This is a genomic window from Candidatus Saganbacteria bacterium (assembly GCA_026387835.1).
Taxonomy (GTDB): domain Bacteria; phylum Margulisbacteria; class WOR-1; order JAKLHX01; family JAKLHX01; genus JAPLKZ01.
The window spans coordinates 50,858-61,103 of record JAPLKZ010000006.1; the positions used below are offsets into that span (position 1 = coordinate 50,858).

Genomic DNA, 10,246 nt, shown 5'->3' on the forward strand with positions numbered 1-10,246 from the left:
TGTCTAATTCTATGTAAAGGAGATCAGAATGAAAAAAATATCGGCAGTAACGGCTGTTTTGATCTGCGCGGCGGTGATCTTGTCATTTTCAAGTGCGCTCGGAAATCAGGGCAGGAGTATGAGCGGTGCCGGTATCGTACAGGGGCTTGGCCTTACAGCGGACCAGCAGTCTAAGATAACTGCTAAAGAGAAAGAAATGGAAAAGGATATTCTCCCGCTAAAGCAGTCCATCCAGGACCTAAGGTCTGAGCTCAATAAGGAATTATCGTCGGAAAATCCGGATAAGGCAAAGGTCAACAGATTGATAGAAAGCGTTTCGGGAAAGATGACGGTGATACAGCAAAAGAAGATATCCTATATTTTATGGACAAGAGAGCAATTGACCGCTGAGCAAAGGCAAAAACTCACTACATTCCTGCAAAAGCCGGAGGAAGGGGAGGCGGGAGAAGCAAAGGCTCCCGGTTCGAATAAATAGAAGTTTCGATCAAATCAAATATAATGAATAAATCAATATTGAGCCTTTTATTAATTGCTGCCATTCTCGCCGCTATCCCATGTTCTTCCGCGGCGGCGGAGCGTTCGCTGGACATGATAAGCGGTATCGGCGCGGGTTATTATTATCTGTACCCTAAAGATATCCAGATACAGAATTATTACCACAGAGGAATGGCATACAAAGCTTTTCTGGAACTCCTTGCAGAGAGCGGGCTTTCAGCAGGCCTTGATATAAGTTATTATTCAGAAGGAAACATGTCTTCCACTGCCGTGCCCGGCACGACCCTTACCATTATCCCTATAACGGCCTCGGTTTCTTACCATCTCTTTAAAGGCAGCACATTATCCCCGTATTTCGGAGCGGGTGTGGGAGAATATTTTATCAACGAGAGCGATCCGGATTTTAATTATCTTACAGCGACAAAGTTTGGAAAACATATCTTCGCAGGGGCGGACATCTATTTCACGCGGGATACGATCTTAAGGGCGGAAATCCGCCAGACGTTCATCGATCCGGTCAATTCCACCTATTATTACCAGGCTAATTTTGGAGGTCTGACCGCCTCGATTATGCTTGCCATCGACTGGCCGGTATTTGGCAGGGAAACGAGGATGACGACCGAAGAGATCGCTTACGAGCGGCAGAAAAGCCTGCTTGACGCCGAGAACCAGCTTCTTATGGACCATGTAAGGCAGATGCAGTCGTTTTATAGTCCACAAAGCTGGGACAGCGCCATCTACCAGCCCTGGAACAGCCCTACATATATTATAAACAACGTCGTTCCTTCACAGCAGCAGCTGGATGATTCCAAAGCCAAAGCAGACCAGCTAAAGGCTGATACGGAGCAAAAGCGGCAACAGTATATTCAAGAAAAGACCAATTTAAGGCAGGAAAAGAAGGGACAATAAAGGGCAAGCCTGTAAGCCGGGTTCTGTATTTGTATGATCATCTGTCTGTGATGACGATTGCCCGCCACCTAAAGTCAATTTCTTGACTATGCGGTTTGTTCGAGGATCATGACGTCCAAGGCAGGACTTTCCTCTGTTCAACCTTGCTGCAGGTGGGGTTTGCCTTCCCTTATGTCTCCATAAGAGAGCGTGAGCTCTTACCTCACGATTTCAATTTTGCCATCCCGCCTTTAGAGCGGGATTCGGCCATATGTTTTCTGTGACACTTTCCTTAGGGTTTTCCCCAGCCGACGTTATCGGCCACCGTTGCCTTGCGCAGCCCGGACTTTCCTCTCCCTCGACTCGCTGCGCTCGCTCGGGACAAGCCCTCGAAGCGCATGAATCAAAGGGGCGACCATCCGGCTTGCCCTAGAGTTAATTATAGCAGAATAAAAAAGATTGGGAATAAAGCTTATTTTGAATCGATCCCGTTGTTGGCCAGTGCGTCAGCCTCAAGGTTTAAGTCGCGGAGGACGTGTTTAATACTAAAATGCTTGAACTTGGCTATTAGGACCTTGGCGTGGTTGAAAAGGAGTTTTAGGTCCTCGTCCTTTACCCTGTACGCTCCGTTCATCTGCCGCACGACGAGCTCGCTGTCAGAGATGAACTCCGCTTCTTTATGGCCGAGAAGAAGCACTTCTTCAAGCCCCCGGACCAGGGCAGTGTATTCTGCGACATTGTTCGTGGTATTGCCGATGTATTCGCTGATCTTTTTTATGACACGGCCGCTTTTCTTTATGACAATCCCGATACCCGATTCACCGGGATTACCTCTTGACGCGCCGTCGATGTTGACCGTTAACATGATCTCTCCTAAACCCTCACCCCAGACATTCGGTCTGCTCTCTTGAGGGGTAAATGGGAATGGGATGGGGCGGGAGTAAGGGCGATTTTAAAAACCTCTTTTAACGGGACATTGAATTTCTTTGCTGCTTTTTTGCAGTCTTCATATTCCGGTGAGGTTTTTTTTGGAAAATCTTTAAAGGACGAAACCTTTACGCGGATATTTCCATATTTTGTCTTGATAGTCTTAAATTTTCTCTCAACGGTCATCCGGGCAACTTCGCGGATACGGAAACCGAGAGTAGTCGTTTCGGAGAGGATTATCCTGCTGATAGGATCAAGGTCCTTTTTATTTAAAAGGACGCTTAGCTTGATGCCCGGGCGGTTCTTCTTCATCTGGATGTTTTCAAGCCAGACATCGAGAGCTTTAGCTTTTAGAAGTCTTTCTATAACATGATCATAGAACTGCGGGTTCATGTCATCAATATTTGTTTCAATTAAAAAAACGGTCTCTTTGCCTGGCTGCCTGGCTTTTTCTCCTATCATCACCCTGAGTACGTTGGGATGGCCGTAGTCATATTTTCCCGCGCCGTATCCAACGGCGCCGATGTCCATCGCGGGAAGAAGGCCAAAGGAACTTGCGATCGAAGTAATGACAGCAGCGCCGGTAGGAGTGACAAGTTCGCCTTTTATACCGGTGTCATAAACCGGTATACCTTTTAAAAGTTCGATAGTAGCCGGTGCGGGTACCGGAAGCTTTCCGTGAGAGGTCTTTACAAAACCGCGGCTTAACGGAAGAGGGGAGGAATATACTTCCCTGATCCCCATCATTTCTAGAGCTACAGCGCACCCGACTATATCAATGATCGCATCGATAGCACCTACTTCATGAAAATGTATGTTATCAGTATTTGTGCCGTGGACTTTGGCTTCCGCTTTTGCAAGCCTGGTAAATATCCCGACCGATCTTTTCTTTACCTCTTTAGATAGTTTTGAGCCATTGATGATCCTCTTTATATCGTCAAGGTTCCTGTGAGGCTGGTCTTTGCCGCCATTGACATCAAAATATGCGGCGGAAATACCGTTCTTCTTTGTCTTTTTTAGCTGCAATCTATAACCTGTAAGCCGTAAACTTTTTAATTGTTTTTCAAGCTCATTGAGATTTAGTCCCGCGTCTATCAAAGCCCCCAGGATCATATTCCCTGAAATGCCGGAAAAACAGTCAAAATATGCTATTTTCATTTTTTTGCCGTCGAATTCATTATCGTATGCGCGAGACATCCTGCTCCGAAACCGTTATCAATGTTTACTACGGCAACACCAGGAGCGCAGCTGTTGAGCATCGCGAGGAGTGCGGCAAGGCCTTTAAAACTCGCGCCGTAGCCTACACTTGTCGGCACCGCGATGACCGGCGCTTCGACAAGTCCCGCCACGACACTTGCAAGCGCGCCTTCCATCCCGGCCGCGACTATCACGACACGGGCTTTTAATATATCTTTCATATTAGATACCAGCCTGTGGATACCGGCAACGCCGACATCATAGGTCCTCTTAACATTACTGCCGAGGAACTCTGCGGTCACGCATGCTTCCTCCGCCACAGGCATATCCGCTGTCCCCGCGGTGATAACGGCAATATATCCTTTTCCCTTTTTGTTCTTTGCTTCTTTTGTTTTTGTGATCGTTATTATTCTTGCCATCTCATGATACTTTGCCGCCGGTATTTCTCTTTTTACATGATCAAATACGGCCTTGTCCGCCCTTGTGGCGAGGATGGCTTTATTTTTTGCAAGGAGCTTTTTTAGTATCGCGGATATCTGCTGCCTCGTCTTTCCCTGGCAGAAAACGACCTCTGGAAAACCTTTCCTTATTGACCTGTGGTGGTCGATCTTGGCAAAACCTATGTCTTCGTAAGGGAGAGATTTTAATTGCGAGAATGCCTCATTGACCTGAATCTTTCCGGACCTGACGCCCCTTAAAATATTTTCTATCCTGTTTTTATCCATTTTCCGCTTTACTCTTTAGTCTTGCTTTCATTCTCATCCAATCTTTGTTTTATTTTTTTCTCAAAACCTCTATCCGTTGGGGTGTAATACTTCCCCCGGTGCGGCATGTATTCCTGCTCTACTACGGCGCCGTCATAGGAATGAGCGTATTTATATCCTTTGCCTTTGCCCATCTTTTTTTCGCCTTCATAGACGGCGTTCCTGAGATGAAGGGGGACTTCCGTGCTTTTTCCGCTTTTGATATCGGACAGCGCGCTTTCTATCCCCATGTAAGACGCGTTGCTTTTCGGCGCGGAGGCAACATACACCGCAGCCTGGGACAGGATTATCCTTCCTTCGGGCATGCCTATAAGCTCTACCGCCTGCATCGCGGAGTTCGCTATCACAAGCGCGAGAGGGTCGGCATTGCCCACGTCCTCGCTCGCGCAGATCACTATCCGCCTCGCGATGAACCTCGGGTCTTCCCCGCTGTAGATCATCTTCGCGAGCCAGAAGAGCGCGGCGTCGGGATTCGATCCGCGCATGCTTTTTATAAAAGCGGAAATAGTATCGTAATGGCCGTCCTCGTCCTTGTCATATACCAGTGTTCTTTTTTGTATCGATTCTTTCGCGGTATCAAGCGTGAAGGCGATGTTACCGGTCTTGTCAGGATCGGTGGTCAGGGCCCCGACCTCGAGAGCGTTCAAAAGCCGTCTCGCGTCACCGTTGGATATTTTTAAAAGATAATCCTCGGCATCCTTATCGATCCTGACCTTGAAACGTCCGAGGCCTTTCACTTTATCTTTAAGCGCGCGGTCAAGAAGTGTTTTAAGGTCTTTTTCGGACAGGTCTTTCAGTTCAAATATCTGCGATCTCGAGACAAGGGCCGGTATCACGGAAAAGAACGGGTTGTGCGTCGTGGCTCCGATAAGGATTATTGTGCCGTCTTCCACGTCGGAAAGGAGAGCGTCCTGCTGGATCTTGTTGAACCTGTGGATCTCGTCGATGAAAGCTATGGTCCTTTTGCCGGAAAGGTCCCATCTTTCTTTTGCCTCGGCGATAAGTTTGCGTATCTCCGGAACGCCTGCCGTCACGGCGTTCATCTTCTCAAAATGGGAATTCGTCTGGCAGGCGACTATATGGGCGAGAGCGGTTTTTCCGCATCCGGGAGGGCCGAAAAGTATCAGCGAAAATATCTTGTCGGCTTTTATGGCCCTTGTGAGAAGAGAGTCTTTGCCGGTGAGGTGCTGCTGGCCGACAAATTCGTCAAGCGAAACAGGCCTCATCCTGGCGGCGAGAGGAAGTTCTTTTTCCCTTTCAAATAGGTTCACTTGGTTTTTACCAGAAGTTTTTCTTCGGCCACTTTGATATGGTAAGGAGCGCTTTCACCGATATTTTCGCCGTCATACACGGCTTTTAACGGATCGGGAGAATCGATGATAAAATGCGATCCCCTGTATATCTTGTAATGCCGCGAACCGGGAAGATTTCCAAAGGCGATCCTCGGCAGATTTAGAAGCATTCCCAGCTTCCCTATATCGTTCAATACGCACAGGTCGAACATTCCGTTGGCGACTTTCAAAACGGCCATCTTTGAGCTTAAATTGAGGTCGCCGATCTTGATATTAAGTTTCGCTGGCCTGAGATCCTTCAAAGCGGACAGGAGCCTTGCTGCAATACCGCCTCTCTGTTTTTTCTCCGACATGTCGGCGTTCAGCCCGACGCCGATCCCGTTCAGGAAATACCTTCCGTTGATCTTTCCGAGATCTATCTTTTTTGAATTGCTGCCGACGGCGATCTCGCAGCATTCCCCGATATCAAGCGGGTTCAGCCCGAGCATCCTCGAGAAATTATTCTTTTTTCCCGCAGGTATGACGGCCAGGCTTGACGCGGATCCCGCCATGCCGTTGACAACTTCGTTGACAGTCCCGTCCCCGCCGACGGCGATGATAAGGTTAAAACCTTCGCGGGCCGCTTTTTTGGCAAGTGAAACGGCTCCAAGGGGCCTGTAAGTGGAGTCGAGGCTGTATTCCATGCCGTTATCGCAGAAATATTTCTCGACCTCGAAACCCGTCTCGCGCGCTTTTCCGTCTCCCGCACGGGGATTGACGATGATCTTGATGTTCATGGCGTAAAAAAATTATATCACAAAAAAACTCCCGGTAAGCTTGACCGGGAGTCTGTTCATTCAAAAAATTGTACAATTTGTCGTATATAAATGTCCTAAGACTTAGAAGACGCCGCCCACCACCAAATGAGAGCGATAATGACTATGGCGATCACTACCCACCAAATCCAGTTCATGCTTCTCACCTCCCTTGCAGCTTTCTGTCCGAATTCTATCAGATGGCCGTCGTTTGTCAACGGTTTTTTAACGCATGGTATAATAAAAACGAAAGCACAAAAACAATGATAATGTATAACCTCGGGCCGTCGATCCCTAAGAAGGGAAAAAAGAAAAGCGGCGGTTTTATCCCCGATGAGTGGAGGGAGACATACGGCCGGCCGAAAGGGATGGACCTCAAGAACGGGATCTATTTTGTAAATGACGCGACTCCGGCAAAGAACGCGATCCTGGTATTTTCGGAAGATGTGATCCATTTGAAAGAGCTGAGCTTTTTTCTCATCTGGCGCTACACAAAGACATATACCAGGGAATATTTCGAGCAGCTCAACGGCAAGATGTTCGCCGCGTTCCAGGACCTGCTGGACATGAAAAGGACATCTCTTGACAATGTCCCCGGCCTTTTTCAGGGGATAGTTTTCGGGGACAAGCAGTACAAGTTCAAGCAGACGTTCTATACCGAGCATAACATGCCGCCTCAGTTCAGGGGAGCAAAACTGGCGATAGGCCTGACTGTGGACAGGGTGCAGGGCCCGTCAGGAAATGTCCTGAGAAATCCGCAGGACCTTGCCAACGCGTATAAAGAACTGAAGACGATATTTTCACAGGAACTGGATTACATGGCGCAGAACCCGGCTTTCAACAAGACGGAAGAACAACCGAAACAAGATGTTAAATAAAAAAGAGATAGAAGAACTGATAAAAGAAAAAAAACTGGTCTCGAACTATATAGACCTTGAGAAACAGCTGACACCCAACGGGTTTGATATGACAGTGGCACAGGTTTTTGAATATGACGGCAGCGGCCGCCTTGACTTTTCAAATAACGAAAGAGTGATCCCCAAGACTAAGGAGTTATTTCCCGTAAAGAGAAAGCCGGATGATAAATACGGCTGGTGGCATCTTAAGAAAGGTTCGTACAAGGTTGTGACGAACGAGACTGTTTGCATACCGAATGACATTATTTCAATCGCTTTCACAAGAAGTTCGCTCTTGCGGATGGGCGCTTTTACGCAGAACGGAGTCTGGGACGCGGGATTCATCGGCAAGAGCGAATTCATTCTTATTGTTGAAAATCCGCATGGCATGGAAATGAAGCAGAATGCGAGGATCATCCAGTTATTATTTGAGAGGATAAACGAGGTCGAGGAAGGATATAAGGGGATATTCCAGGAAATAATATAAATTCGAATTTAAGAAAAATTATGGAAACAAAACCCGTACTGAACACTATCCTTCTCCATGTCTGCTGCGGCGTGTGCGCCGGCTGGCCCGTGCAGAAGCTAAGAGAGGACGGCCATGTTCCCGTCGGATATTTTTATAATCCTAATATCCATCCAGAGGACGAATATTTAAAAAGACTTGCCGCGGCAAGAGAGATCTCGAAAGCGCTCGAGTTCGAACTGATAGAGGGATATTACGATCCCGCGAGATGGCTTGAGGCGGTAAAAGGCCTGGAGGATGAAAAAGAAGGCGGAAAGAGATGCGAAGTCTGCTTCCGGATGCGGCTTGAAGAGACCGGCAGAAAAGCAAAGGAACTCGGGATCTCGAATTTTACGACAACGCTTTCGGTCAGCCCGCAAAAAAGTTCAAAAAAAATAAACGATGCGGGAAAAAGCGTCCATCCCAAAGCGTTTACAGAATGCGATTTTAAAAAGGATGACGGCAACAAGAAGACACGCAACCTTGCTAAACGGTTCCAACTGTACTGCCAGGACTACTGCGGTTGCAGGTTCAGCAAATCACGCGCCTGTAGCTCAATTGGATAGAGCGACAGCCTCCGGAGCTGGTTGTTGCAGGTTCAATCCCTGTCAGGCGCAAAAAACCGCGTCTTTTTATGCTATGCTGAGAGTGGAGATATACTATGACAAACGAAACATTTCACGGGCTCGGGATAGCACCCGGGATACTTGAGGTGCTGAACAGGCTCAAGTTTACAAAACCTACGCCGATACAACAGAAGGCCATACCTATTGCCACATCCGGCAAAGACATAATCGGCATCGCGCAGACCGGAACAGGCAAGACCCTGGCTTTCGGTATCCCGCTGATCCAGCGTCTCGCTCAGCAGAGCGGCAAGGGGCTGATACTTGTTCCGACAAGAGAGCTGGCGGGGCAGGTGTATGAAGCGCTTATAAAACTGACCCAAGTTTTCAGGATACGCGCGGCCGTCCTGGTGGGCGGTGAGAACATGGGAAAGCAGCTTTATGCTATCAGGTCAGGAGCGAGAATAATAATAGCGACCCCGGGAAGGCTGAACGACCACATAGCGCGCAGAAATATAAGGATGGACGATGTGAACGTCCTCGTGCTTGACGAGGCCGACCGCATGCTCGATATGGGTTTTGCGCCGCAGATAGACAAGATAATTAAATATATCCCCAAACAAAGGCAGACAATGCTTTTCTCCGCGACGATGCCATCAACTATTGTAGCCATGGTATCGAGATATATGCAGCTGCCGGTCAGGACCGAAATAGCTCCCGAAGGCACGGCAGCTGAAAATGTGTCGCAGGAGATGTTCATCGTAAGAAGAGAGCTCAAATCAAAACTCCTCGAAGAGCTTCTTCTGCAGTATAAGGGCTCGGTCCTTCTTTTTATCCGTACAAAGATGGGCGCCAAAAAGATAGCCCGTTTTCTTAAGGATATCGGACACAACGCGGCAGAAATACATTCTGACAAGACCCTTGCCCAGAGAAGAGAAGCGTTAAGCGGTTTTAAGTCCGGCAGGTTCAGGATACTTGTTGCCACGGATATCGCGGCCAGGGGCATAGATGTCCAAAATATAGAAGTGGTCATCAATTACGACCTGCCTGATGATCCCGAAAATTATGTCCACAGGATAGGCAGGACCGGAAGAGCCGGGGCGGAAGGACATGCGATAACTTTTGCTACTCCCGACCAGTCAAAAGACATCAAAAATATCGAAAGGCTGATAAGGGCGGTTATCCCTTTATCGCAACACCCTGTCATCCCCGGTGAAAAATTCAGCACGGTGACAATGTCTTTTGCTCCCAGGGGGAGACGTCCTCAGGGGAGTTTCAGAAGAAGATCTACGGCAGCTCCGAGGAGACCGTCCCGCTGGTAGAAAAATGCGGCTGCGGTGTTTGCGCCTGTAGCTCATTTGGATAGAGCATTTGCCTTCGAAGCAAAGGGTAGCAGGTTCGAATCCTGTCAGGCGCAAACTTCGACTCACTCACTTTGTTCGTTCGCTCAGGGCAGGCGGGGGAATTGCTATAGAAATGGGAAGAAGGCGAGTAAAGGCCCGGGAGGGCCCAAGAAGTGAAGGAGGGCATAAGAGCAAAGAGGGATAGGGAAGGCTTAAGACAAAGAAGGCCCCAATACAAATTGCCTTTGATAGCCTTAAGCCTTCAAAGCCTCTTATAGCCGTATGCCCTCGTAGCCTTCACGGGCCGTCAATGCCTTTAATCGCCCTCTCAGGCAGAAGGCGAGTAAAGGCCCGGGAGGGCCCAAGAAGTGAAAGAGGGCATAAGGGCAAAGAGGGCGGGGTAAGGCTTAAGACAAAGAAGGGAGGAGTTGTTTTATGGTAGAAAATAGCGGGTACGGGCATCGAAAAATGATCGTGTGGCAAAATCTCCTCAAAGTCATAATTAATTCCATAGCTTAGGTCGGAGAAAATTCCAGAGTCCGATCACCCCCAGCCAAAGGGGTATTATGCCCTTTTAATGCC

At 48.3% G+C, this 10,246-nt stretch carries 11 protein-coding genes, 2 tRNA genes and 1 other RNA gene; 8 read left to right on the top strand and 6 right to left on the bottom strand.

Features of this window, described 5'->3' with window-relative positions:
- The first annotated feature begins 28 nt into the window (after positions 1–28).
- Together NTZ10_02555 and NTZ10_02560 are read left to right on the top strand one after the other, a co-directional pair.
- Positions 29–475 (top strand): periplasmic heavy metal sensor, encoded by a 447-nt coding sequence (locus NTZ10_02555; GenBank protein MCX5749112.1) that lies wholly within the window; start codon positions 29–31, stop codon positions 473–475.
- Positions 476–498: 23 nt separating this feature from the next.
- Positions 499–1,404, top strand: coding sequence for an outer membrane beta-barrel protein (locus NTZ10_02560; protein MCX5749113.1), 906 nt, complete (start codon positions 499–501; stop codon positions 1,402–1,404).
- Here NTZ10_02560 and rnpB read toward each other — a convergent pair.
- The 6 genes from rnpB to NTZ10_02590 all read right to left on the bottom strand — a co-directional run bounded on the left by rnpB (position 1,401) and on the right by NTZ10_02590 (position 6,339).
- An RNA gene (rnpB, locus tag NTZ10_02565) (RNase P RNA component class A) lies at positions 1,401–1,814 on the bottom strand. The two genes, NTZ10_02560 and rnpB, sit on opposite strands and share 4 nt — an antisense overlap.
- 41 nt (positions 1,815–1,855) lie before the next feature.
- Positions 1,856–2,248, bottom strand: a complete 393-nt coding sequence (locus tag NTZ10_02570) for a ribonuclease HI family protein (protein ID MCX5749114.1) — start codon at positions 2,246–2,248, stop codon at positions 1,856–1,858.
- Between the two features lie 8 nt (positions 2,249–2,256).
- Positions 2,257–3,468 carry a nickel pincer cofactor biosynthesis protein LarC gene (larC, locus tag NTZ10_02575; protein MCX5749115.1) on the bottom strand — a complete coding sequence of 404 codons (1,212 nt, stop codon included), beginning with the start codon at positions 3,466–3,468 and terminating at the stop codon, positions 2,257–2,259.
- Positions 3,465–4,232, bottom strand: coding sequence for a nickel pincer cofactor biosynthesis protein LarB (larB, locus tag NTZ10_02580; GenBank protein ID MCX5749116.1), 768 nt, complete (start codon positions 4,230–4,232; stop codon positions 3,465–3,467). Before larB ends, larC begins: the two co-directional genes overlap by 4 nt.
- A gap of 8 nt (positions 4,233–4,240) precedes the next feature.
- On the bottom strand, positions 4,241–5,497 hold the full coding sequence (locus NTZ10_02585; GenBank protein ID MCX5749117.1) for a replication-associated recombination protein A: 1,257 nt from the start codon (positions 5,495–5,497) through the stop codon (positions 4,241–4,243).
- A 41-nt stretch (positions 5,498–5,538) separates the two neighbouring features.
- Entirely contained in the window at positions 5,539–6,339 is an 801-nt protein-coding gene (locus NTZ10_02590) for a diacylglycerol kinase family lipid kinase (protein ID MCX5749118.1), read from the bottom strand.
- A gap of 281 nt (positions 6,340–6,620) precedes the next feature.
- On the opposite strand from NTZ10_02590, the gene NTZ10_02595 reads away from it, so the two are divergent.
- From NTZ10_02595 to NTZ10_02620, 6 genes are all read left to right on the top strand, one after another.
- On the top strand, positions 6,621–7,235 hold the full coding sequence (locus NTZ10_02595) for a hypothetical protein (protein MCX5749119.1): 615 nt from the start codon (positions 6,621–6,623) through the stop codon (positions 7,233–7,235).
- Positions 7,225–7,740, top strand: a complete 516-nt coding sequence (locus tag NTZ10_02600) for a deoxyuridine 5'-triphosphate nucleotidohydrolase (GenBank protein MCX5749120.1) — start codon at positions 7,225–7,227, stop codon at positions 7,738–7,740. The genes NTZ10_02595 and NTZ10_02600 overlap by 11 nt, the downstream gene beginning before the upstream one ends.
- A gap of 20 nt (positions 7,741–7,760) precedes the next feature.
- Positions 7,761–8,324 (top strand): epoxyqueuosine reductase QueH, encoded by a 564-nt coding sequence (locus NTZ10_02605; protein ID MCX5749121.1) that lies wholly within the window; start codon positions 7,761–7,763, stop codon positions 8,322–8,324.
- A tRNA-Arg gene (locus tag NTZ10_02610) sits at positions 8,302–8,375 on the top strand. Before NTZ10_02605 ends, NTZ10_02610 begins: the two co-directional genes overlap by 23 nt.
- 44 nt (positions 8,376–8,419) lie before the next feature.
- Positions 8,420–9,643 (top strand): DEAD/DEAH box helicase, encoded by a 1,224-nt coding sequence (locus NTZ10_02615; GenBank protein ID MCX5749122.1) that lies wholly within the window; start codon positions 8,420–8,422, stop codon positions 9,641–9,643.
- Positions 9,644–9,664: 21 nt separating this feature from the next.
- Positions 9,665–9,738, top strand: a tRNA-Arg gene (locus NTZ10_02620).
- Positions 9,739–10,246: the final 508 nt, after the last annotated feature.

Excerpts from the sequence above, each read along its gene's own strand:
- NTZ10_02615 (MCX5749122.1), top strand. The coding sequence starts at position 8,420 with ATGACAAACGAAACATTTCACGGGCTCGGGATAGCACCCGGGATACTT.
- larB (MCX5749116.1), bottom strand. The coding sequence starts at position 4,232 with ATGGATAAAAACAGGATAGAAAATATTTTAAGGGGCGTCAGGTCCGGA.
- NTZ10_02585 (MCX5749117.1), bottom strand. The coding sequence starts at position 5,497 with ATGAGGCCTGTTTCGCTTGACGAATTTGTCGGCCAGCAGCACCTCACC.
- NTZ10_02570 (MCX5749114.1), bottom strand. The coding sequence starts at position 2,248 with ATGTTAACGGTCAACATCGACGGCGCGTCAAGAGGTAATCCCGGTGAA.
- NTZ10_02595 (MCX5749119.1), top strand. The coding sequence starts at position 6,621 with ATGATAATGTATAACCTCGGGCCGTCGATCCCTAAGAAGGGAAAAAAG.
- larC (MCX5749115.1), bottom strand. The coding sequence starts at position 3,468 with ATGAAAATAGCATATTTTGACTGTTTTTCCGGCATTTCAGGGAATATG.
- NTZ10_02605 (MCX5749121.1), top strand. The coding sequence starts at position 7,761 with ATGGAAACAAAACCCGTACTGAACACTATCCTTCTCCATGTCTGCTGC.
- NTZ10_02560 (MCX5749113.1), top strand. The coding sequence starts at position 499 with ATGAATAAATCAATATTGAGCCTTTTATTAATTGCTGCCATTCTCGCC.
- NTZ10_02600 (MCX5749120.1), top strand. The coding sequence starts at position 7,225 with ATGTTAAATAAAAAAGAGATAGAAGAACTGATAAAAGAAAAAAAACTG.
- NTZ10_02590 (MCX5749118.1), bottom strand. The coding sequence starts at position 6,339 with ATGAACATCAAGATCATCGTCAATCCCCGTGCGGGAGACGGAAAAGCG.
- NTZ10_02555 (MCX5749112.1), top strand. The coding sequence starts at position 29 with ATGAAAAAAATATCGGCAGTAACGGCTGTTTTGATCTGCGCGGCGGTG.